The sequence below is a fragment of the Bacillus tequilensis genome (assembly GCF_012225885.1).
Taxonomy (GTDB): domain Bacteria; phylum Bacillota; class Bacilli; order Bacillales; family Bacillaceae; genus Bacillus; species Bacillus tequilensis.
In genome coordinates this window covers 1,834,309-1,855,847 of the sequence record NZ_CP048852.1, presented here as the reverse complement: position 1 = coordinate 1,855,847, position 21,539 = coordinate 1,834,309, and the positions used below count along the sequence as shown (strand labels likewise).

General features: G+C 36.7%; 34 protein-coding genes and 3 pseudogenes. 5 read left to right on the top strand and 32 right to left on the bottom strand.

Annotated elements, in window-relative coordinates; translation table 11 throughout:
• The first annotated feature begins 263 nt into the window (after positions 1–263).
• On the top strand, positions 264–359 hold the full coding sequence (locus G4P54_RS10070; RefSeq protein WP_081719920.1) for a YjcZ family sporulation protein: 96 nt from the start codon (positions 264–266) through the stop codon (positions 357–359).
• A 258-nt stretch (positions 360–617) separates the two neighbouring features.
• On the opposite strand, the gene G4P54_RS10065 is transcribed toward G4P54_RS10070, so the two are convergent.
• The 4 genes from G4P54_RS10065 to G4P54_RS10050 all read right to left on the bottom strand — a co-directional run bounded on the left by G4P54_RS10065 (position 618) and on the right by G4P54_RS10050 (position 3,090).
• A complete protein-coding gene (locus tag G4P54_RS10065) occupies positions 618–806 on the bottom strand; it encodes a hypothetical protein (protein ID WP_077670769.1) in 189 nt (62 codons plus the stop codon).
• Positions 807–1,060: 254 nt separating this feature from the next.
• Positions 1,061–1,537, bottom strand: a complete 477-nt coding sequence (locus G4P54_RS10060; protein ID WP_167872560.1) for a BA5345 family protein — start codon at positions 1,535–1,537, stop codon at positions 1,061–1,063.
• A 169-nt stretch (positions 1,538–1,706) separates the two neighbouring features.
• Positions 1,707–2,264 carry a hypothetical protein gene (locus G4P54_RS10055; RefSeq protein WP_167872559.1) on the bottom strand — a complete coding sequence of 186 codons (558 nt, stop codon included), beginning with the start codon at positions 2,262–2,264 and terminating at the stop codon, positions 1,707–1,709.
• A gap of 445 nt (positions 2,265–2,709) precedes the next feature.
• Complete coding sequence (locus tag G4P54_RS10050; RefSeq protein ID WP_167872558.1) at positions 2,710–3,090, bottom strand: ArpU family phage packaging/lysis transcriptional regulator; 381 nt, start codon at positions 3,088–3,090, stop codon at positions 2,710–2,712.
• A 349-nt stretch (positions 3,091–3,439) separates the two neighbouring features.
• Between G4P54_RS10050 and G4P54_RS10045 the strand changes: the two genes are divergently transcribed.
• A complete protein-coding gene (locus G4P54_RS10045) occupies positions 3,440–3,844 on the top strand; it encodes a hypothetical protein (RefSeq protein ID WP_167872557.1) in 405 nt (134 codons plus the stop codon).
• Positions 3,845–4,011: 167 nt separating this feature from the next.
• Here the strand turns inward: G4P54_RS10045 and G4P54_RS10040 are convergent.
• Positions 4,012–4,437 (bottom strand): annotated as a pseudogene (locus G4P54_RS10040) (putative metallopeptidase).
• 70 nt (positions 4,438–4,507) lie between these two features.
• On the opposite strand from G4P54_RS10040, the pseudogene G4P54_RS10035 reads away from it, so the two are divergent.
• Positions 4,508–5,145: pseudogene (locus G4P54_RS10035) on the top strand (site-specific integrase).
• Positions 5,146–5,262: 117 nt separating this feature from the next.
• Here the strand turns inward: G4P54_RS10035 and glnA are convergent.
• From glnA to G4P54_RS09995, 8 genes and pseudogenes are all read right to left on the bottom strand, one after another.
• On the bottom strand, positions 5,263–6,597 hold the full coding sequence (glnA, locus tag G4P54_RS10030; RefSeq protein WP_024715962.1) for a type I glutamate--ammonia ligase: 1,335 nt from the start codon (positions 6,595–6,597) through the stop codon (positions 5,263–5,265).
• 58 nt (positions 6,598–6,655) lie between these two features.
• Positions 6,656–7,063, bottom strand: coding sequence for a transcriptional repressor GlnR (gene glnR, locus G4P54_RS10025; RefSeq protein WP_014476884.1), 408 nt, complete (start codon positions 7,061–7,063; stop codon positions 6,656–6,658).
• A 109-nt stretch (positions 7,064–7,172) separates the two neighbouring features.
• On the bottom strand, positions 7,173–8,438 hold the full coding sequence (locus G4P54_RS10020) for a methionine gamma-lyase family protein (RefSeq protein WP_167872556.1): 1,266 nt from the start codon (positions 8,436–8,438) through the stop codon (positions 7,173–7,175).
• Between the two features lie 17 nt (positions 8,439–8,455).
• Positions 8,456–9,718 carry a GTPase HflX gene (gene hflX / locus G4P54_RS10015; RefSeq protein WP_167872555.1) on the bottom strand — a complete coding sequence of 421 codons (1,263 nt, stop codon included), beginning with the start codon at positions 9,716–9,718 and terminating at the stop codon, positions 8,456–8,458.
• A 132-nt stretch (positions 9,719–9,850) separates the two neighbouring features.
• Positions 9,851–10,276: pseudogene (locus G4P54_RS10010) on the bottom strand (stage V sporulation protein K); the annotation flags it as partial.
• Positions 10,242–11,942, bottom strand: coding sequence for a recombinase family protein (locus G4P54_RS10005; protein ID WP_167872553.1), 1,701 nt, complete (start codon positions 11,940–11,942; stop codon positions 10,242–10,244). The pseudogene G4P54_RS10010 and the gene G4P54_RS10005, both read right to left, overlap by 35 nt.
• 88 nt (positions 11,943–12,030) lie before the next feature.
• The gene (locus tag G4P54_RS10000) at positions 12,031–12,177 is read right to left on the bottom strand and encodes a hypothetical protein (RefSeq protein WP_167872552.1); all 147 of its coding nucleotides are present in this window, start codon (positions 12,175–12,177) and stop codon (positions 12,031–12,033) included.
• Complete coding sequence (locus G4P54_RS09995) at positions 12,174–12,773, bottom strand: Holliday junction resolvase RecU (RefSeq protein WP_167872551.1); 600 nt, start codon at positions 12,771–12,773, stop codon at positions 12,174–12,176. The genes G4P54_RS10000 and G4P54_RS09995 overlap by 4 nt, the downstream gene beginning before the upstream one ends.
• A gap of 73 nt (positions 12,774–12,846) precedes the next feature.
• On the opposite strand from G4P54_RS09995, the gene G4P54_RS09990 reads away from it, so the two are divergent.
• The gene (locus tag G4P54_RS09990) at positions 12,847–13,086 is read left to right on the top strand and encodes a helix-turn-helix domain-containing protein (protein ID WP_167872550.1); all 240 of its coding nucleotides are present in this window, start codon (positions 12,847–12,849) and stop codon (positions 13,084–13,086) included.
• A 4-nt stretch (positions 13,087–13,090) separates the two neighbouring features.
• On the opposite strand, the gene G4P54_RS09985 is transcribed toward G4P54_RS09990, so the two are convergent.
• From G4P54_RS09985 to G4P54_RS09940, 10 genes are all read right to left on the bottom strand, one after another.
• A complete protein-coding gene (locus G4P54_RS09985; protein ID WP_167873859.1) occupies positions 13,091–13,276 on the bottom strand; it encodes a hypothetical protein in 186 nt (61 codons plus the stop codon).
• 83 nt (positions 13,277–13,359) lie between these two features.
• On the bottom strand, positions 13,360–13,572 hold the full coding sequence (locus tag G4P54_RS09980) for a hypothetical protein (protein ID WP_167872549.1): 213 nt from the start codon (positions 13,570–13,572) through the stop codon (positions 13,360–13,362).
• Between the two features lie 206 nt (positions 13,573–13,778).
• The gene (locus G4P54_RS09975) at positions 13,779–14,042 is read right to left on the bottom strand and encodes a hypothetical protein (RefSeq protein ID WP_167872548.1); all 264 of its coding nucleotides are present in this window, start codon (positions 14,040–14,042) and stop codon (positions 13,779–13,781) included.
• On the bottom strand, positions 14,039–14,209 hold the full coding sequence (locus G4P54_RS09970) for a hypothetical protein (protein ID WP_220176530.1): 171 nt from the start codon (positions 14,207–14,209) through the stop codon (positions 14,039–14,041). Before G4P54_RS09970 ends, G4P54_RS09975 begins: the two co-directional genes overlap by 4 nt.
• A gap of 1 nt (position 14,210) precedes the next feature.
• Complete coding sequence (locus tag G4P54_RS09965) at positions 14,211–14,630, bottom strand: hypothetical protein (RefSeq protein WP_167872546.1); 420 nt, start codon at positions 14,628–14,630, stop codon at positions 14,211–14,213.
• Positions 14,605–15,018, bottom strand: a complete 414-nt coding sequence (locus G4P54_RS09960) for a hypothetical protein (protein ID WP_167872545.1) — start codon at positions 15,016–15,018, stop codon at positions 14,605–14,607. Before G4P54_RS09960 ends, G4P54_RS09965 begins: the two co-directional genes overlap by 26 nt.
• A 40-nt stretch (positions 15,019–15,058) precedes the next feature.
• Entirely contained in the window at positions 15,059–15,304 is a 246-nt protein-coding gene (locus G4P54_RS09955; RefSeq protein ID WP_167872544.1) for a hypothetical protein, read from the bottom strand.
• Between the two features lie 36 nt (positions 15,305–15,340).
• Positions 15,341–15,709 carry a hypothetical protein gene (locus G4P54_RS09950; protein WP_167872543.1) on the bottom strand — a complete coding sequence of 123 codons (369 nt, stop codon included), beginning with the start codon at positions 15,707–15,709 and terminating at the stop codon, positions 15,341–15,343.
• Positions 15,710–15,730: 21 nt separating this feature from the next.
• Positions 15,731–15,949 carry a hypothetical protein gene (locus G4P54_RS09945; RefSeq protein ID WP_167872542.1) on the bottom strand — a complete coding sequence of 73 codons (219 nt, stop codon included), beginning with the start codon at positions 15,947–15,949 and terminating at the stop codon, positions 15,731–15,733.
• A gap of 9 nt (positions 15,950–15,958) precedes the next feature.
• The gene (locus tag G4P54_RS09940) at positions 15,959–16,786 is read right to left on the bottom strand and encodes a metallophosphoesterase family protein (RefSeq protein ID WP_167872541.1); all 828 of its coding nucleotides are present in this window, start codon (positions 16,784–16,786) and stop codon (positions 15,959–15,961) included.
• A 117-nt stretch (positions 16,787–16,903) separates the two neighbouring features.
• On the opposite strand from G4P54_RS09940, the gene sspC reads away from it, so the two are divergent.
• The gene (gene sspC, locus G4P54_RS09935; protein ID WP_134983293.1) at positions 16,904–17,122 is read left to right on the top strand and encodes an acid-soluble spore protein SspC; all 219 of its coding nucleotides are present in this window, start codon (positions 16,904–16,906) and stop codon (positions 17,120–17,122) included.
• Positions 17,123–17,155: 33 nt separating this feature from the next.
• On the opposite strand, the gene G4P54_RS09930 is transcribed toward sspC, so the two are convergent.
• From G4P54_RS09930 to G4P54_RS09890, 9 genes are all read right to left on the bottom strand, one after another.
• Positions 17,156–17,356, bottom strand: a complete 201-nt coding sequence (locus G4P54_RS09930; RefSeq protein WP_134983294.1) for a hypothetical protein — start codon at positions 17,354–17,356, stop codon at positions 17,156–17,158.
• 340 nt (positions 17,357–17,696) lie between these two features.
• Positions 17,697–18,107: a hypothetical protein gene (locus tag G4P54_RS09925; protein ID WP_240939761.1), complete on the bottom strand. Its 411-nt coding sequence runs from the start codon at positions 18,105–18,107 to the stop codon at positions 17,697–17,699.
• Between the two features lie 22 nt (positions 18,108–18,129).
• Positions 18,130–18,384 (bottom strand): hypothetical protein, encoded by a 255-nt coding sequence (locus tag G4P54_RS09920; protein ID WP_167872540.1) that lies wholly within the window; start codon positions 18,382–18,384, stop codon positions 18,130–18,132.
• A gap of 12 nt (positions 18,385–18,396) precedes the next feature.
• Entirely contained in the window at positions 18,397–18,750 is a 354-nt protein-coding gene (locus G4P54_RS09915) for a hypothetical protein (protein ID WP_167872539.1), read from the bottom strand.
• Between the two features lie 156 nt (positions 18,751–18,906).
• Positions 18,907–19,635 (bottom strand): GIY-YIG nuclease family protein, encoded by a 729-nt coding sequence (locus G4P54_RS09910; protein ID WP_240939760.1) that lies wholly within the window; start codon positions 19,633–19,635, stop codon positions 18,907–18,909.
• Positions 19,636–19,700: 65 nt separating this feature from the next.
• A complete protein-coding gene (locus G4P54_RS09905; protein WP_167872537.1) occupies positions 19,701–20,540 on the bottom strand; it encodes a thymidylate synthase in 840 nt (279 codons plus the stop codon).
• A gap of 56 nt (positions 20,541–20,596) precedes the next feature.
• Positions 20,597–20,941 carry a hypothetical protein gene (locus tag G4P54_RS09900; protein ID WP_167872536.1) on the bottom strand — a complete coding sequence of 115 codons (345 nt, stop codon included), beginning with the start codon at positions 20,939–20,941 and terminating at the stop codon, positions 20,597–20,599.
• 114 nt (positions 20,942–21,055) lie between these two features.
• Positions 21,056–21,247 carry a hypothetical protein gene (locus tag G4P54_RS09895; RefSeq protein ID WP_167872535.1) on the bottom strand — a complete coding sequence of 64 codons (192 nt, stop codon included), beginning with the start codon at positions 21,245–21,247 and terminating at the stop codon, positions 21,056–21,058.
• Complete coding sequence (locus tag G4P54_RS09890) at positions 21,231–21,536, bottom strand: hypothetical protein (protein ID WP_167872534.1); 306 nt, start codon at positions 21,534–21,536, stop codon at positions 21,231–21,233. Before G4P54_RS09890 ends, G4P54_RS09895 begins: the two co-directional genes overlap by 17 nt.
• Positions 21,537–21,539 lie beyond the last annotated feature (3 nt).

Below are 21,539 nucleotides of genomic sequence, written 5' to 3'. Positions count from 1 at the left end.
AAATAGGTGGCAATCATAAGACAAAAAAGTTTTCTTTCCACAATTGAAAAGCTTCATCACTTTGTGGACAAGTGGTCTTAGAATTGCATCTCACCCACCTCCGACCTCATAATTAAGTTTGAGTTTGTTTTATATAAATTTGCTGGTGTGTCTGCTGTTACACATTTAGACAAAATATTCATTTTTTCTTATTTAGACTTAGATCTATGTCGAAAATGATCGTTTGGCATATCTTATACTATCTCCAAAAAAGAGGTGATAACATGTCAAACATGTCAACTGGTTACAATAGCTCCTTCGTGTTAGTTGTGGTGTTATTCATCCTGTTAATCATTGTTGGCGCTTCATTCCTTTATTAGTCTTGAGGCATTTCAATCCAAAGCCATCTTTTTTTAAATTCACCTCCCTGTGAATAGCAGACGCCATAAGCAGTTTTTATGGCGTTTTGCTATGTGATTGCCGATTCATGCTGACAAAGTTTCTAAACGGGGGAAATATTCTTTCTCATCCGCCATTGTACTCAAGCCGTTAACCGCCAATTGTCTATCCTAAGAATTACCAAAAGCAGTTTGCAGAGAATATAAAAAAGCACCCCGAAGGATGCTTATTGATAGACTTCACCTCGCTCTTACATCAAATTGGGTTACAAGTCGCATATTAATACTGGTAATACGCTTACCATTTTCATACTCATACCAATGCTCACATGCTTGTAATTCTTTTATAAGTGCCTTCTCAGATTCTGCATTTACTTTAGCTGTTCTTACATTTTCATTGTCAAACCAAAAGTCAACTACAATTTTCATAAACTTTCACCTCTTGTTTTATTATCAGACAAGAGATCTAAAAATGTAACAGTTTGCAAAATTTGTCGAACGATTTACCGGAAGCAGTTTACAGAGAACATAAAAAATCACCTTAATAGAGGTTCCATTTTATTCAATATTAGATTATTGATAGTTATCACTCGAATTACTTTGATTTTCAAACTCATTTACTCTGTCCATAAAATATTCTAGGTTCCTATCAAAATAATAATAATTTATTAGCATAATCATTATTAGAGACCGTTACCACTTTCAAGTATTATCGTCTTTACGCTGAGTAAGTTTAGATCTGTACAACAGAGGATTATTATAGTCACAAATGACAGCATTAAACTTGTAAGCAAGCCCCTTCTTGCATGTAGTTGCCCCAAACGATAACTGTATATGTTTTTGATTCCCTTACCAAGTTCTTCTTCTTCAACGATTCGCTTGTCTACCTTAAACTCTCTATCAAAGTAAACTAACCATTTTCGTTTTCTGGATTCAGGAACTACAAACCACAGAAACAAACTAATCTGATGAATGATATGTCCTAAAATTATTCCTAGTGCTGCTGCAAGCGCTGTAAAGCCTACAAGCAAGAATCCTTTATACTTTAAAATTTTGGGTATGTACCCTGGTTCGTTTATTAAGTACAACAGGGTTATAAATATCATAAACACCCATCCTGGTAATCCCCATCTCACTAAATATTTCGATTCAAAATTCAACTTAATCGCCCCCCACCTTATTATCGGATAAGGAGATACACAAAAAAAACCATTTGCAGAATTTGTCGAACAAAGTACCCTTCATAAATAATTGGTAGTATTAAAACAAAAAAAGCACCCCGCTGGATGCTTACTATTGTCATCTTTAATTTTCTTTTAACATATAATATTATTCTTCTGTTGGTTCTACTTGACGCTTTATTTTATCATAATCATCTATACACTCTTTCAATAAAACATAGACACTGTATCGTTTATCTATATTTTTTGTTACACTCCTATGATATAAACCCCATACAATTAAGACAATTAAAAATGGTATAGCAACAGCCCATATCACTGAGTGAAAAACAGGTGTAAAATCAAGCGAGGTCAACAGATCTGAAATTTCTTTTTTGCTCATTTTTTTATCATCTAAGTATTTTCCAAAAATGCTGTTGAGCAATGCCATAGAAGCAGTCAATACCCCTACAGCTGCAGAAGATAAAACAGTAATCATCACCATGAAAAACGAGAAAGGTTGAACATTCAAAGACTGACTATCTTTTGCAATGTTAATGGCTCCTTCTACTCTGTTAAACATTTTTTTCAGATCATCTTCTTCATGATCTAAAATAATCGTTTTTTGTAGTTCCTTTTCTTCATCCATTGTTAGATTAAAAATTTTTCCATACCGATTTTCTAAATAAGTTAGAATTACTTTGGATTCTCCCAAATTTCTAGTCATAATATCACCCAAATAGAATATCGACCACTCTTTTAGAAGTTTTATCCATTTGGCAAAGAATCCTCATAAAGCCAGCTAATCTTTACCCCCTTATGCTAACACCTTAATTGAATTGATCTCACACATACTCCGAGAGGAAGCCAAGTATAGCAAGATCGCACAATGAAACACGATAATACTACTCTCCCGATACGGACGCCTCAGACTAGTTGCTATCCAGGCTCAGAATGTTCCTCTCGTTTTGGCTTTATTCCTCAACACCTTTGTTCCGTATCCGGATTCGTCTTGATAAGGGAAAGACGAATCTCCCGTCTTTTTCGATAAGTTTTATTTATCTTATTTCGTTGATAGGTTAAGTTTACCGAGATTTCAAACATAAATAGTCCCCCTTTTTGTCCCCTAAAATGTCCCCTGTTTTATCGGAAATTTGTCGACAAAAAAGCACTCAGATAATTCCGAGTGCTGTAGCAATGCGCAAAATGGCACGCTGTTTTATTTCATAATAGGTGTCCTTTTTCATCCCGAGTTCCATATAAATATTGATGTCTTTCACCCTGGCAGCCGTCAGGTATTTCTTTTCGATGATCAAACGTTCTTCATCGTCCAAGCTGTTTTGTAAAGCCCGTTCCATCTGCTTGACCTTAAGCTCATTTACGGTAAATGAATCCCGGAGGGAAGGGAAAATGTTAATGCCGGCAGATGAACATTCTTTTTTATTCTCTAATTGGACTTTGAGCGCGCGGTAATTTTTTAGTTCTTTGATGACTATTTTTCGGACGGCTTTTTCGTCCACATCATCGAGAAAAGATAATTGTTCCTTTGACATCCTTTCCCTCCATTCGTTCATTTTTCTTTTTCCCATTCTTGGATCCGTCTTTCTGCAATCTCCATCCAGATGAATGGAGCAGTAAAAATGATGATTCCTAAAATCAGATATATCATGATGGCCTCCTAGCTTTCCTCCACAAATTGCATCTTTGATCATGATCCATTTAGCTGATAATTTTACAATAAATCTTTTCATATCTTGATACCCTTTAAAGTGTCTTTTTTCAGACCCACGAAAGTTAACCCTTTTAAAACATTCACAGATTATTAACAATTATTAACAAGGGAAATAATCACTCATTGTTGAATTCTTATAATGTCAAAAAATATAGAAGGAGTGTTTTTATATGAAAAAGTTTTTTGTTTTAGTTTTCACTACTTTACTTACTTTTGTTATCTTTGGATCATCTGCTAGTGCTGCAACAACCGGAAGTGTAACAGCATATCGTTCAGACAATGCCGCAAAAGAGATAACTTTGACAGGTGCAGGTAAATATATGAAATTCACTTGTACCTATCATGGAAAAGCTGGTGAATCGGGCGTCGGCAGTGAGGACGCTTATTGTGACTTGTATAAACTAACAAATCGTTCAACAATGGAAGAGGTAGCTTCTTTTTATGTAGACTCCCGAAATAAATCAAAATCAACTGATGTATGGTTAGATAAAAATGCAACTTATCTTCTTAAAGCAGATGCTAATCTCTTCTCTCATAAAGACGCGTATGTTACCGCAACAATTCAAAATAGATAACACATTTCTTCAGAGGGAGTGTATCTCTTCCTCTGATTTATTTGTTTTCTATTTTTTTCTGAATAGCAGCAAACAATCGTAAACCTTGTTTTTCATGACTAAAATAAATACTCGCTCTGTGCCAATGTAGGTAAATTTCCCTAATACATAGTTTCTAATGATGGCCATCATTTCCCCCTCTGAAACCGCTGCTCTCTGTTCACATCATCAAAATTCATTTGATAGTCGGCCTCCCGAACGGCTGCGGCGAATGATTCAATTCCTTTTTCCCAAAGACCATGACGCTCAATGATTTCGGAAAACTCTTCAACGTCATGCTCGCGGATCCCCCAACTGTCTGGATCAGTGGCAGCGCCGTACACGGTCACCCATTTACTTTAGTCTTTCGGGTCAGGCTCTTCCCATTCTTCTCGAGTAAAATGGCAAAGCTCATGATCTACCAGAGCAACGCGTTGTTCCTCCGGCATAGTCTTCCATGCAGCTTTATTGATAAACTCGAAAAGCATGTAATCGGTCATATGACGTTCGAATGCTGTGCATTTTTTCGCCTTTCCTGCCCATTTGCTGTTACCTTCACGGAGATAAAAACCTATTTTAGGAAAGCTCGAAAAAAATCCTTGTTATGGCATCGAGATTAAAACAGATAAAAAACGAGAATATAATATGGAGTTTATTAATAGTGATGACATACCGCTTTTTTTACGTGTAGCTTATGAATACGGTTATATGTACTATATCTTCTTTAAAACGCTCTTAAATACCGGCATGCGTAAAGGCGAGGCTGCTGCTTTACAGTGGTCAGATATTGATTTAAAAAATAAAACCATCTCAATTTCTAAAACTCTAGATTTTAAAGCAGCTTCAAAAGATGAATTATTTGGTGACCCTAAGACTTATACATCCAGACGCATTATTACTATTGATCAAAGGCTGGTTAATGAACTTCATGAACTAAGAAAACGACAAAACGAAGATAAACTTCAGCTTAATGAGATCTATCACCATGACCTTAACATAGTCTTCACTCGCAAAGATGGTTCACATTTACCTAAATCGTCCTTATTTAATGCTTTTCTCCGAATACTAAATAAAGCTGGTTTAGAGAAACTCCCAATTCCGCCCTTCGTGACACACATGCTGTTTTACTCCTTGAGTCAGGTGCATCAATGAAATATGTACAAGAACGACTGGGGCATAAAAGTATTCAAGTGACGTCAGATATTTACTCACACATCAGCAAAAAAATTGATAGGGATTCAATGAATAAGTACGAAGATTATATCTCCACAATTATGGAGTAATTTTTTATTGTTTTTTGTGGGTGTTTTGTGGGTGGTGTATGATTTCATATTAAGTTATCAAAATTGTTAATTAATCAAAAAATCCCCTGACACCAATAGTGCCAAGGGATTGAAAGATTAATATTGAGACATATACTGTTCGCGCTCCCAAGGATGCACTTGTGTGCGGAACATATCCCATTCGATTTCTTTTGCTTCGATGAAGTGTTCGAATAGGTGCTCGCCCAGCGCTTTGACCATGACTTCGTTTGATTTGAACTCTTCTAGCGCTTCAGCAAGTGTTGCTGGGAGGTCAACGATTCCGTTGTCCATGCGCTCTTCTTTGCTCATCACATAGATGTTGCGGTCGATTGGAGCTGGCGCTTCCAATTTGTTTTTGATTCCGTCTAATCCTGCTGCAAGCAATACGCTAAGTGCAAGATACGGGTTAGCAGCTGGGTCTACGCTGCGTACTTCAACACGTGTGCTGATGCCGCGGGAAGCCGGGATACGGATAAGCGGGCTTCTGTTTTGCGCGCTCCACGCTACGTAGCAAGGCGCTTCATAGCCAGGAACAAGACGTTTGTAAGAGTTTACTGTCGGGTTTGTTACTGCTGTAAAGCTTGTTGCGTGCTTCACGATACCTGCAATGAAGTGTTTCGCTGTTTCACTTAACTGAAGATCTGCGTTTTCATCATAGAATGCATTAACGCCATCTTGGAAGAGTGATAGATTGCAGTGCATACCTGAACCGTTCACACCGAACAATGGTTTTGGCATAAATGTCGCATGCAGACCGTGTTTGCGGGCAATTGTTTTGACAACTAGTTTAAATGTTTGGATGTCATCACAAGAGCGGACTGCACCAGCATACTTAAAGTCAATTTCGTGCTGACCAGGTGCTACTTCGTGGTGAGATGCTTCGATTTCAAAGCCCATCTCTTCAAGTTCAAGTACGATATCGCGGCGGCAGTTTTCTCCTAAGTCAGTTGGAGCTAAGTCAAAATATCCGCCTTTGTCGTTTAGTTCAAGCGTCGGCTCGCCTTTTTCGTCTAATTTGAATAAGAAGAATTCAGGCTCAGGTCCAAGGTTAAAATCACTGAAGCCGAGGTCTTCCATTTCTTTCAGAATCCGTTTTAAGTTGTTTCGCGGGTCACCTTCGAAAGGTGTGCCATCCGGATTGTAGATATCACAGATGAAACGTGCTACTTTACCTTTTTCAGCTGTCCACGGGAAGATAACAAATGTATTCAAGTCTGGATACAGGTACATGTCTGACTCTTCGATGCGAACAAATCCTTCAATAGAAGAACCGTCAAACATGACTTTATTATCAAGCGCTTTTTCAAGCTGGCTAACAGGAATTTCAACGTTCTTGATCGTTCCAAGAATGTCAGTAAATTGAAGACGGATATACTTCACGTTTTCTTCTTTTACTAATTTTACGATATCTTCTCTAGTGTACTTTGCCATTTCGTAAAACTCCTCCTCTTAAAAGGTAAATGTATATAGCAAAACAGTTGCTAACGGATTAATGAAAGAAGCGGGACATGTCGCCTTGACGGAATGTATTCCCTCTTTGAAAACGGCCGGCTTGCATGAGCTCGTTTTTCAGGAGCTGTCTCAGTTCGTCATCGGACAGATCATGTTTCATTGGTTTTTTCGTCTTTTCGCTTTGTTTTTGCTCCGGCTCAGCTTCCGCTTTCGCCAGAATCTGTTTAATCCCTGCCATGTTTACACCTTGTTCAATCAGGTGCTTGATTTCTAACAGTTTATCTACATCATGGAATGAAAATAATCGTCTATTCCCTTCGCTTCTGGCTGGAAATATCAGTCCATTTTCCTCATAATATCGAATTTGTCTTGCTGATAACTCTGTTAACTGCATGACAATTCCTATTGGAAATAAAGGCATTGAGCGGCGAATATTATCACTCATCTCAATTTCCTCCTTTTCTTAACTTAGTTTCATTATAGGCGATGTTATATTTTGTGTCAACAAGATGTAAGGATTCTTAACATCAAATTCAGTGAAATTTTTTAAAAATTTAAATTAATTTCTTTTCCATGAGTGAATCCACTGCACTGCATATGGCATTCTTTACATGCGAATAGGTTAATCCTCCCTGAACATACGCTACATACGGCGGGCGGATAGGGCCATCTGCTGATAATTCGATACTTGCGCCTTGAATAAATGTGCCTGCTGCCATGATGACATCGTCTTCGTAGCCCGGCATGTAGGCTGGGTAAGGCGTAACATGGGCATTGATTGGCGATGCATATTGAATGGCCTGGCAAAAGGCAATCATCTTTTCTCTGTCGGAAAACTCAACGGATTGTATCAAATCGGTTCTTTTCGCATCCCATTTCGGGTTTGAAGTAAAGCCCAGTTTTTCAAGAAATCTCGCTGTAAACACTGCTCCCTTTAAGCTTTGCGATACAACGTGAGGCGCCAAAAAGAAGCCTTGATACATTTCTTGGAGCGAGTAAAGGGATGCCCCCGCTTCTCTGCCGATGCCAGGGGACGTCATACGGTATGAGCATGCTTCAATCCATTTCTCTTTTCCGACGAGATAGCCCCCTGTTTTCGCAAGGCCGCCGCCGGGGTTTTTAATGAGAGATCCCGCCATCAGATCAGCGCCAACATGACAAGGCTCAAGCTCTTCCACAAATTCTCCGTAACAGTTGTCCACAAAGACGATCAGATTTTCATTGATTTCTTTGACAAAACGGATCATTTCTTTTATTTCGCTAATTAAAAAAGAAGGACGATTCGCATATCCTTTTGAGCGCTGAATGCCGATTACTTTCGTCTTTGGATTGATCGCAGCGGCGACTGCATCATAGTCTATTTTTCCGTCTTCCGTCAGTTCAACCGCATTGTAGCCGATTTGAAAATCCTTTAACGACCCAGCGTTTTCTCCGCCTCTGACACCCACAATTTCCTCTAGCGTATCATATGGCTTTCCGGTTATATAAAGGAGCTCGTCCCCCGGCCTGAGAACACCGAACAAAGCGATCGAGATGGCATGTGTGCCTGAGATAATTTGCGGTCTTACAAGGCCCGCTTCTCCGCCAAACACATCCGCATAAATACTTTCTAGCGTGTCTCTCCCGATATCATCATAGCCGTATCCCGTAGACGGTGTGAAATGCGTGTCGCTTACTTTATGATTCCTATAGCTTTGAAGCACTCTCCATTCATTGCGCTCGCTGATTTCTTCTATTTGTTTATGAACACCGGCAATGTCAGCTTCCACTTCCATTGCCGTTTTTTTCAATAATTCTCCGTGTGTTAATGTGTCAAACATGTTTTTGTATGTCCTTCCTACATATACTTCTTTAATTCACCGATGATGCTTTGCTCTTCTTGTAGATAGCCTGAAATGTCATACTGTTCATTTTCCTCATTAAAATAGAAGCGGTCAACCATCGTTTCCGATTTGATTCTGGAAAGGAGCTTGCCTTCACCTGCCGGTACATGCGCTTCAAAAGGTGTTAACAGTTCTTGGCGCAAATAGCGCTGAATCGCTTCTTTAAACGTATCAGCGTCGCCCTCAAATTTCGCACTGACCATAATGTGATCCCTCCCGGCGGACGGTATGAAATCAGGCAGTTTTTGGTCACGTTTATTGTAGGCCGTCAGCATCGGGATGTCATCGGCTTCAAGCTCCTCAAGCAGCCGAAGCACCGTTTTTTCGTGTCCCGCGTAATCCTCATTAGAGGAATCGATCAAATGAAGAATCAAATCCGCTTCTTTTACTTCCTCAAGCGTTGACCGGAATGCAGCGATCAGCGTCGTCGGAAGATCCTGAATAAATCCTACTGTATCTGACAGTAACACACTGTAGCCGCTTGGCAGGACCATTTTTCTGGTCATCGGGTCCAGTGTGGCAAACAGGAGGTCTTCTTCATAGCTGTCAGCACTTGTCAGGCGGTTGAACCATGTTGATTTCCCCGCGTTTGTATATCCGACAAGCGCAATTTGGAGCACGCCGTTTTTCTTTCTTCTTTCACGATATCGGCTTCTGTGGCGAATAACAGTTGAAAGTTGTGTGTTGATTTCATGAATGCGGTTTCTGATATGGCGGCGGTCCGTTTCCAGTTTCGTTTCCCCAGGACCTCTCGCTCCAATTCCTCCGCCTTGCCGAGAGAGATTGATCCCTTGCCCCGTCAAGCGAGGAAGTGCGTACTGCAGCTGAGCCAGCTCAATTTGAAGTTTGCCTTCTCTCGTTCTCGCCCGCTTCGCAAATATATCTAATATCAATTGCGTGCGGTCAATCATCTTCACTTCAATCGCTGTTGCCAATGATTTTAGCTGACTTGGCGACAGCTCATCATTAAAGATAAGGAGATCAGCTTCAAGCTCTTCCACCAGTGCCTTCAGCTCTTCTACCTTCCCTTTTCCTATATATGTAGCCGCGTCAGCCCTGTTCCTTTTTTGTGTGACGCTGGTCAATACTTTTCCGTCTGCTGTTTTTGTCAGAGATGCAAGCTCTTCCATAGAATTTTCAAAATGCTCATCCGTGATATGCGGCAGCTGACATCCGACCAAAATCGCTTTTTCCTGTCTTGTTTCTTGTTCGTTCAAATGGATGTTCCTTTCTTTTGCATATTGGGCAGTAGTATTATCATACCAAACCCTGCATGTGTATACCACAAATCGGTTGCGTTGAACAGGAAGAAATACAGCAAAAAACAGACCTCTCGAAAGCTGAGAGGTCTATACAGATCCAGATGCTTCTTCTTTAATGGAAAGATCTTGGCTTTTAATGGTCATCAAGTCGCTTTTTAAGTATTGATCGCCCATTAACAGTCTCATGGCTTGCGCTCTGATCGATTTTTCGATCACATTTCTGACAAAACGTCCATTGCTGAATTTAATGGGACTTGTCGTGCTTTTCACCGTCATTAAGTAATCTTTCAATTTCCATTCCGCTTCTTGACTGAGCTGGTATTCCCTTTCAGCGATCATTCGCTTCGCAATCTCCATGAGCTGGGTGACAGAATAGTCCGGAAAATCAATGGAGATCGGGAACCTTGATTGGAGACCGGGATTTAATGAAAGAAAATGATCCATTTCCCGAGAATATCCGGCGAGGATCAAAATAAACTCATGCTGTTTGTCTTCCATATGCTTGAATACGGTTTAATCTTTTATGCGAGTTACTAAACTCCCCTCCCTGCTCGCCATTAAGAAAATCCACATGACTGTTTTCATTATTTAGTGTTTTGCTTTTCCATACAACTTCCATGTGATCATCGTCAAACAGAGTTACTTTTTCAATGAAAAAATCAAGGAAATGCCGTTTTTCTTCTATTGTAATTTCATTTTTAATCATTTTAGAGAACGAGCTAATGTACTTGAGCAATTTTTGTTTTTTGTCTTCAGTTTGTTTATTTGCAGCTAGTTGTGAATTAATTATTTTAATTTCATTTTCAATATGATCTTTATTCTGTTCCAATGGCTGGGAAAGCTGATCGAACATACTTTCTTTAATTTTCCCTTTCCCAAAAAGAATTACATAATTTGCAATTTCCTCATCTAACTCATTCAGTTGTTTTTCTAATTGGCTCACTCTTGCTTTGAGCTCATCTATTTTCTTTTGGTCGGACGTTTCCTCTAAAAATGATTCTAAAAAATCTTCAGGATTTTTCATAACTTTCATAAACCAATTCCAAAAAATATCATCTACAATATCAACTCTCCAGTTCTTGCCTTCGCATGTAACAACTTTCTTGCCATTTTGATACCCTTTTGCAGTCTTTGCTCTACAAGAATAATACTTATATACTCCTGATTTAGTTTTAGAAGTTATTCCTGAGCCACATGCTCCTCCACAACGACCGCATTTCGCCTTGTTTTTCAGCAAATAGTCTTTAGTAGCTCGACTTCGTCCCTTAAAGTTGCTTTTCAATCGCTCAATAATTTGCTCTCGTGTAGCCTTATCCCACATAGGAGGAATTTTTATCAATATCCATTCGTCTTGATTTGTCGGCACCTGTTTCTTCTTACCGTTAATTTGAACAACTTTTGACTTTCCATAATAAAAATCACCTGTGTAATCTTCATTCTGCAACATTCTACTTACCGTTGCCTGATACCAAGTCTTTCCGTTAGGAGCAGCAACTCCTCTTCTTGAAAGCTCCTTAGCTATTTCATTCGAAGACATTTTTTTGTTTAAGAGCATATCCTTCATTTCAATCAAAATTTCTTTTTCTTCTTCGTTATACTCAGGAAGATCTGTCACTGTGTTAAATTTGTATCCATACAATCTTTTAAATGAAGGAAACTCGCCTTTCTTTGCTTTAGCAAATCTTCCTCGTTTTGAGTTAGCATGAATTTTTGCCTTATTGTACTGTGCTATTGAACCTTGAATGTTGTACATCAGCATTGACTCAGGATCATGAGGATTAACTTCAAACTCAATAAACTCTATATCAACACCCATGCCCCATATTCTTCTTGATACTACGCCCTGTAAGGTGTTATCCCTAGTTAAACGATCTGGGTGTAATACAATGAATTTTTTCCCTAGCCCTTTTTCTAATAAATATAAAGCGTGATTAAGAGCTGGTCGGTTCGGATCATCCCCCATACCACCTGGTTCGATTAACGCAATTATTTCACTTTCCTTGTATCCAAATTTAGAGATTGCTCTATTTTTACACCTTTCTATTTGTGACTCGATAGAGAAACCCTTATTAGCTTGATCTGTAGTTGATACTCTGGCATAAATCAACGCGTTAATTTTGCCAATCAAATGCATTATATTGTCCGTGCTTAGCTTTTGATCTCCCTTTAATATAAGCAATAGATCATTACCTCCATATTGCTTTATCTTTTATGTCTGTATATAAGCACAAGTATACCATGGTAAAAACAGGTACACTTGTTTTATTTTATGCTTTTTTGTACTTGTACATTAAGGTAGCTGCAAAATCATAAAATTCTTTAGATGATATCACCTCTTTAACCCAATTTTCCACATCTTTACTAATGACTGTGGTTACCTTATAGTTTTCTGCGCATTCTCTTCTTTTGCTCATTGATGCACCACTCCCATAGATGACTTGTCATCAATGTATGAATTAAATGGGTTGTCCAATGACTTGGATTTCTTTATCAAATCATCACAAAGTTTGTTTAGGTAATATGTATAATTCACTTTCTTTTTCATCCAACGTAATTCAGTACCAATCTCTTCACAAATCGCAATCGGTATACTGGACTTGTTAACTTTATTCTTATATGTATGTTCCAACCGTTTTTCAGCTATGTTTTTGTACTCTAAGAAATCATCAATATGTACGAAATAAACTTTATTCTCAGGCTCTCTAAATTGAAACAGAAAACCAGGGATTATGTTTGGGTATTGTGTTGCTTCCTTTAAATGTTTAATTTGCTGCCCTTTTATGATCTTCTCACTGAAAGAAATGGACTTGTCCTTTGTAGATTTTAGCTCAAAAGGAAATAAGTATCCTTTAAAGTGCAGGAAGCAGTCATATTTGTTTTTTGATACTGCAGCTCCCTTTTTCAAAAACATTGGATTAACGTCTTTAATCCGGTAAAAGAACAGCTTCTGATCTGCTGCTGATTTTTCAATGTTCGCTTCAAAAACTTTTCCTTGATTGTTTGCTCCCAATCAATCACTCTCCTAATCTATATTGAAGGTAAATTATGTATGTGCTAAAATCGTTGCTGAAGAGGTGTTCATAGTGAAAAAACAATGGAAACCAGTTGATCCAAGAATCAATGAGCTCATGCATGAATATAGCGTTTCAATTGAAGATCTTGTTGAACGTACTGGATTATCAAAACAACGTATTAATGATTATGTGGGTGGTTTTAAATCAAATATGAATATTGGAACAGCAATGACATTTGCTGATGCCATAGGTTGCTCTATAGAAGAGCTTTATGTATGGAACTTTAAAGAGCGCAGACAATTGATCTAATAAATCACATGGTGGTTCCCTTTTTGATCCACCTGATTTCCTGCATTAATTCCTCATTATTGTCAGCTAAGTTAATTAAGTTACGATGTGCTCTTTGCAAATTTTTTTCTTCAATGGCCTCCTTCACTGTCTTCATTTGTCTATCCATTTTGTTATACAGCGTTTGAATTGAATGATAAGCCTCGTTAATTTTTCTCGCCTCTTTCCCATATGTGCAATATTTAGTTCATTTCTTTTTGCATATTAAACTGTTGTTTGCGATACCCTACTCTTTCAAAAAGAGAAACTAGAGACTTTTTTATTCTTTTTAAGCTGCATTATTAAGCATTTATATTCGTTGTAATCCTCTTCACTATCAAATGCGAACATTGGATATTGTGAATACTCTTTTTGAAAATACTCAATTCGCCCCCCTACCTTGTGTAGTATTGAATACTTTGACATATCCTCTTCATATGGAATTGTAATAGCATTTCGATTACACATAATACCTCCACTAATTTTATTTTTACTCTAAATAAAAGACCGATTTTATTTAGTTTTCGAGCCTTTACATACATGGAAATAACCAATGATTAAAGTCAATATCCCACTTATGATGGCCGGAACAAAACACTTCTGTGCTAAGGTAAAACCCATAATAAATGCTTCAACAATACCCAAACCATAAGTTAACGTTATTACCGGCTTATTCATTTACTTAATTCCACCGGTTCATAATTTGTCACTTCATAAAATTCTTCTTTTCGATTAAATTTGATCGGCTTATCTTTGGCAAACTTTTTACCTGTTTGATCTAAGAACTCACCTTCGTCTGTGATAGCACACGTCAGTCCGCAAAATTCAATGCCATTAGATTCAATTAGCTTGATAAAATCTTCATAGGTGAATTTTGTGCCGTTTTCATTAAACAACACTCCTTCAATATGTAAGCCCATTGCTTTAACGTTACTCATTGAAATAAACCTCCCCAAATCACTCCTGCTGCAATAGCAACAATGAATACTGAAACAAATTTTATTACACCAATATACACTGCAAATTTAATATCCCCTTGAGAATCCATGTTTGCTAACAACACAAGCCCAAATGCAACGAACAAAATCCAAGCTGTCACAATCAGATCACTCTCCCCCTTTAATTAACTGGTTGCAGATATTAATATATTCTTGAATGCTATTAATGATCGTGATGATGCAGCTCCTTACCTCTTCTGGTTCTTTAAAATCCATCTCACATTTAAGACAGTATTCATCAAACTCAATCATTGCAAGAAATTGATCATTGCTTGGTAAATTTTCAAAATCAATTTTCTTTAATCTTGGGATGCCCTTTCCCCTAATCCATTCAATAAAGGAATAATCAACATTATTTTTTGCTGTTGCGATTTTTAAAAACTCGTGAATATCAGAGGAATTTTCAATATTGAAATAAATGTGGAGACTCTTTTTCATGAGTTCAAATAATCGCAATAGAGCTTTATCAATGTTATTTTCTGGTTTAAACTCAAAATCTAAATCAAACCAGGACATTGCGTTTTTCATTCAATCCCTCCCTGTGCAAATCGATTATTTCTGGTACCCGTTGAAAGAATGTAATAATACAACCTCTCGCATCAAAAGGGTATTCACAATCAATTTCAGCACCTGCTATGTAAATTTCATATTCTATGCTGGATATTAGTTGAGGATCATAAGGTAGCTCGAACTGTAAGCACCTCTTCAGATTAGGTAACTGCTCATTGATATACTTCAAGAACTTCTTCTCATACTCAGGAACCAGTTCATATAATTTGTTTACATGTTCTTCAATTGTGTTTGCGTGCACTTTGTACAGATTCTCGAACAGTGTTTTGTTGATATCCATTAACTCACATAGAGCTTTAACAGCTCTCTCGTCTCCATTTAGAGTAACACCCCACCATTTATCCAAATGCACTTAATCATCCTTTCTATTTAAAATCAACATTTTATCAGTTTTCAAAAAGTAATTCTGAATCACTGTTTATAAGTGAGTCGGTTAAAATTTTATTTCTGGATAGATCATAATCTAATTCGGACATATATACTTTAAACCCTTTTCTGTCGCTAGCTTTAATTGCATCAACTATTTCTTTGCCTCTATCAACTGCACTTTTCTCAATCAAATAGCTGTCCATAGTTTGTCCACCGTTACTATTTTGCACAACCACACTATATAAAGTTGAAATTTTACCCATTATTTTTATCCCCATTTCTATAAAATTAGAATTTCATCAATAAATTTTCCCTACATATTTACAATCCATTGATTGCTCAATGTAATATATAGCCGTATCAGTAAACATTATTTCAGTGCCAATACCGATTGAATGGAATATCCTTTTATTTTGAGTTGAGTTTAACCAAATTACGGATTCATCTTTAAATTTTCCTTTTACCCATTTAGCTTCACTATTATATTTGTAACTAGGAAAATCTTTTTCTAATGTTAATTGATCAAACCTTTTACTTGGCATACCACTATACTCCAACCAATCATGAGTATGATTAAATCCATTCTTACAAAATTCATTAATCTTAACGTTTACTTCTTCAATATTTTCCTCACTTAACACATAAGATTCTTTAATGTTTGTTATCACCTTACATTCCCCTTTCTATAGTCAGTTTTTAATTAACCTCCCTTGTATTAAATAGACCCAGTCTAAATGAATATGCCCAACGACTTCTTCCTTTTCATTGACTAACTTAGTACCATTTGATTTTTCAATTGTCAGTTTTGCAATCTCCGCATCTGTTTTGGAATAGTATGAAAAGGCAATAGGTTCTTCATCATGATCTTTATATACAACTGTCCACACATCATCTAATTTTTTCTTCACGAATTCACCTCATATTTCAAATGTCTTCAACTCAAACGTTTTATACGTATCAACTTGCTTACCTGGTATCTCATTTACTCTAGAATACATATCATAGTCATATGGATATCCAATGCAGTTCATGTGAAAGCTCGTTCCATCTTTTTCAAACTCAGCTTGTAAATGATCATGGCCGCAAATCCAATGTTTTGCGTTAATGAATGGTACTTCAACCATATAGCATGTATTAGGCTCAAATGGAGAGTAAGGATTGTGAACAGGTGGAACATGGGAAACAAATACATCAATTTGTGTCTTTTCAAGCGTTTCATACCAATCCATTGATTCTTTCCACATTGCTCTTACTCCATCTTCTTTGCTGTATCCATTAATGGAAATGTAATTAGAATCATTTGACACCCCTCTATAGAAATCCCATCCTTCAATTCCTTTTGGTAGGTACCACATGACATCTCCTGCAAAAACTTTACCTTTGTATGTATCAGCTGTCTTAATTAAAGGTGTTACTTTATTTATGTCCGCAGTCTTTTTGATTAGATCATTCAACCTGCCTATTGAGTCTGAGTATTTTCTTTTTTGGCTCTTGCTAAGTAAGTAAAGATCATGATTTCCATATGTAAAGTAAACCTTCTCGTATTGCTTTGCTGCCTCATCCAAAACCCATAATGTTTGTTGATTCCATTCAGTAAAATCACCGGCAATGATCAATACCTCTCCATTACCATTTGAAATTAACCTATTTACGATTTCCCTTGTTCTCTTCTCCCACTTAATCTGATTCACATTCCAGGGAATCCAATGATTAATATGGAGATCTGATACATAATCGATTTTCATTTTGTCTCCACCTTCCTTAATGAAAATTTATATCTTTGGTGTGTATAAATTAAAATAATCTCTCCATAATATGATTCAAACAAGCTTGTTTTCATTACACTTTAGGAGATGAATAAGATGCCTCAACAAAGCAGATCAAGATCAAACAACAATAATGAGTTATTAGTTCCTCAAGCAGCTTCAGCTATTGAACAAATGAAACTTGAAATAGCTTCTGAGTTTGGTGTTCAATTAGGCGCTGAGACTACTTCTCGTGCAAACGGTTCAGTTGGTGGAGAAATCACTAAACGTTTAGTTCGCTTAGCACAACAAAATATGGGCGGGCAATTTCATTAATTTTCATGAGGGGTTAATCCCCTCTTTCCTCCTTTATTTCGTATACACAACAGTTGTTTGCTTGCGCCTAGCTAACTCGTCTAAAATGTCTTGATGTTTTCTCGTTTGGTCTTCAATGTAAGTCTGATTGTTACTATGTAATCCGTCCTTAATTCTATTTTCCGTATCGTTTTTCACTCTCTCTAGACTTTCCAGAGACAATTTCATCAGACCAAACTTAAATAATAAGCTCATCCTAATTCCCTCCATAAAAACAGATTAATATTATTAAAACCCAAAAGATTTCCCCAGATACTGCCAGAAAATCTTTTACAATATGTACGAAGTCATGAAAGTCATTCTTTAACGACTCTTTCACTTAATCACCTTTCTCTTTAAAATACAGATTTTATATTAATTTATACGTAATAACTAATTTCGTTTTTATCAATAATTTTTCGGATCGATCGTTCGTGTTTTGACCGCTTTCTTTTATCGCTACCTTTAACTCTTGGTTTTTCAAACATTCCATCGCAAGTCCAATCATATCCACTATATTTCTTATACACCTTCTTCTTTAAGCGTCTATGATAGGTCACTCACCTCCCATCTCTCCGCGTGAATCATCAATGATTTTAAGCCCATTTTCTCGAGCGTCCTTAAGTTGTGTCCATCCTCCGGAAATAGGCGGCCAACCATCGTCTGCAATGACTAATGCTTTCCATGCTCGCGAATACTGCACTACGTCGCCCACACGAACCTCAGTCGGCTGTGGCACGTTCAAGTATTCGTCCGGCACAACCAAGCCTAGCGCACGTCTTAACGCAATAGCCTTGCCGATGTGAACGTTGAAGCAGTCGTCAGGTGCGCATTTGGCGATTCCTCTGCGTACTATGTTCGTACATCCTCTCAGCTTTCTTAAATCCACGACGGTTCTTTTTTCGGTATTTATGATGAATTCGTGATCATGTCCGATGTCTCTTTTGGATAAATCCGATACGTCCACCTTCGCCTGCTCAACGATTTCATCACGGTGGGCATGGGCGCTTCTCTGACTGCCATAAACGTTCCTCTATCGTCGTACAGACCGGAGTCGTTACCGTATTCACATCGCCAGGAATAATAACAACGTCTTGATTCGTTTTTGCGTAGTGAACCACAAATCTATAAGAATATGCTCCGCCAATAACGATATCTCCAAAACTAGATTTATAACCAAAATATTTATCGTCCTTTTTTTCAAATACTGTATTCGCATTATCGATCAGCAATTTATTTTCCAATTCGCCAACTCCTTAGATATCATTTAATTTTTGCGTCAGATGAATAAATTGATCATTTAACTCTTTGAATTTATCCTTTTTTATGTATGCTTTATTTTCACTAAACAAAAATAGATCCCGATATGCTTTTCTATTCCTGTTAATAATTTTAGTCGCAATAGTTGAGCTTACCCATTCTTCATTTACTATCTGGCTTAGGATTTCACCAAGTTCGAATAGAATTTCTAGTTCCTCTTTGTTTTGCTGCGTTTCAAGTATTAACAATTTCCTCTGTGTTTCAAGTTGCATTGTTTCAAATTTGTATTTCTTTTTCTTCAAGGCTGCTATCTTTTCATTTGCGTTATGTGTTTTATTTCCCGTCTCCAATGAATCACCTCCTTAAAGTTTGAATTGGTTTTATTAAAATTCATATTTTTTGTTTTTGTGTTTTAAATAAAAAACTGTTATTCCATATCTCTCAATTATTATATTATACATATCTTTTGTTTTTGTCTACGTTTTTTTATTTTTATTCTGTATTTCTTAAATTTTCTTATTGGTCTTTTGAAATTCTTTTATGGACTTAAGCAGGCCTAACTTAAAATGCATGTTCTCTGGTAGGCTAAATTCGGTGAATAAACTGCTTATGTATATCATTCGTTTGCGGTCATTAGTAAGGCTTGAAAACAATTCAGTGCCTTGTATCTTGTCTAAGATTAAATTCGCAGCTTCTTGATATTCATCATTTATAAAAATGTATTTATCCATTACATTCCCCGGCATCTTATTGTAACCTTTATGGATTGAATCATATGCTCTTATAGCATTGTCCTCTAATTCGTTTAGTGTTGAAAATGAAGTGATACTTAAAGGAATTAAACTTATCCTAAATGTATTTCCTAAACAAAAGTCCTCATAGACCCTGTCGTTTCCTGCATTGGCTAGAAAATGGTTATAAGCTCTGTCAAATACTCTCACTGCTTGACCAACGTAATTAATATCTTTATCACTATTATGGATTATATAAATTCCTGAAAAATTATTAAGACCTTTGTTCTCTCTTTCCTTTTTATTTTTAAACAAAAACAACTCTTCGGGAGTGTAGCTTCTCATTTTATTCCTAAGAGCATCCAACTCTTTTCTGACTTTTTCCCTGTTTTGATTACGTGCAAATTCTGTTTTCTCTTTATAAAAATATGAAGGGGAAATTTCGCCAGGTTCAAAATCTTCAAGTACACATCTTATCCAGCTTAGCTCATCTTTAGTTAGCATATATAACACCTCCCCATACTCCAACCTTATTATTTTTCCTTAAAATTATCAATAAAGAGGCAGCATTAAACTGCTACCTCAAATAAAAGCTTGTCCCCATGTTTATAGTTGATTAACTTGAAATCATCTATCGTAAAGTCATAAAAATCTTTAACGTTAGGATTGATCCATAATTCAGGCGCTTCAAGCTGTTCTCTTTCGATTTGGATTTTCAAATTGTCTATATGACGTGTGTACACATGGCAGTCGCCAATGTTAAAGATATATTCACCAAGCTCATAACCGGTGACTTGAGCAATCATGCGCTGCAAAACATTATACTGGAATACATTGAAAGGATTCCCCAATGCCATGTCATTGCTCCGCACTCTTACCTCTAGATGAAGCTTTCCTTGTTTAACATACCATTGTGTCTCGTATACACATGGCGTTAAGGCCATTGCGTCTAGTTCATCAGGATTCCACAGCATTGTAATGTGTCTGCGTGAAGATGGATTGTTTTTCAATTGATGTAGAAGATAATCAACCTGATCCACTTTTTCTCCATTTAGATTTCTGTTTTTCTTCCCCAGCTGAAATCCGTATGCGTGTCCGATGGTGCCGTCTTCTTGTTTCCACTGATCCCAAATATGTACGCCCATCTTGTTTAATTCATTAACATTGTTCGATTTCATCTGCCATATCCAAAGCAACTCTTTAATCGCTGTTTTCCAAGCAACCTTTTTTGTCGTTAAAATCGGAACCTCTGCGTTGTCGAATCTCATTTGTTTGCTGATGCTGCTTAGTGTGTGAGCCGGTGTTCCATCTGAGTCCCACTTGGTTCTCACATCAAATTCTTCATCTGAGATTCCATTATTTATGATATCCTTTATAATTGAATTGTATTGTTTATCGAATTGAGTCATGATTCTCAGTCCTTTTGGAAATAGTATTTGAAAAAACAAAGCATTAAATAAATATTTTATACGAATATATCTGCCAAATAAAATACAACAAAAAGAAAATTACCACAAACAAATAACAAGTAAATATATGTGTTTTGCTTGATTCTTTCACCTTCTAATACATCTAAAACTTTGAATATTCTAAGTACAACATAAATAAGTGAAACTGCTGTCCACGCAAGCATTAGGATGTTATCATGCGTAACTAATCCAATATAAGCCAGAGGGACAATGAAAGATATCCCCTTGAGCAAAGTAAACAGGTATATCATATTTTTATTTTGTTTTACATTTTCTAATGTTGAATTATCAAGCACACTCTTCACTTTTCTATATGTATCACCTTCACCTCGAACAATCAATCTGACCTCATTAATGTTTAATACAATTAGATAAGCTGCTAGAAATAGAGTTAGATTTACTATAATAAACATCTACTTATTTTATATTTGTCTTTTGGTTTATTACTACTTTAATCAAGTGATGATTAAGCATTTAGGCGAGTCATGGAAATCATAATCCCCTACTTTAAATAAATTGGTCGGTCTTGATTTATTCACTCGACTAAACTCATCTTTTAATATGTTCTTATGTCCATGTAAATTAATCAATTCGTTTATTTCTTCGGGCGTACCCTCAAATTCAATTCCATTAATACTTACTTTCATTCAAATAGCTCTCCTTTAATTCATTAACTTGATCAGCAACGTTTTCTTTAATTGTATGTGGTAACTGCTCGATCCCTTTTCCAATTCGTTTCTGACCAGTTTTTCTGATTTTTGTTGTCATCTCTTTAAAACACTCTAAAGCAGTATCTGAGATTTCATCATATAGCCCCTGAATTTTCACTAATACACTTAAATATTCTTCGTCACCTTCTTCAAATAGTGACAACCCTTCTTCAAGTTTGTTGATCTTTTCAATACTCTTTAATATTTTATTTTTATACTTTAACAATTA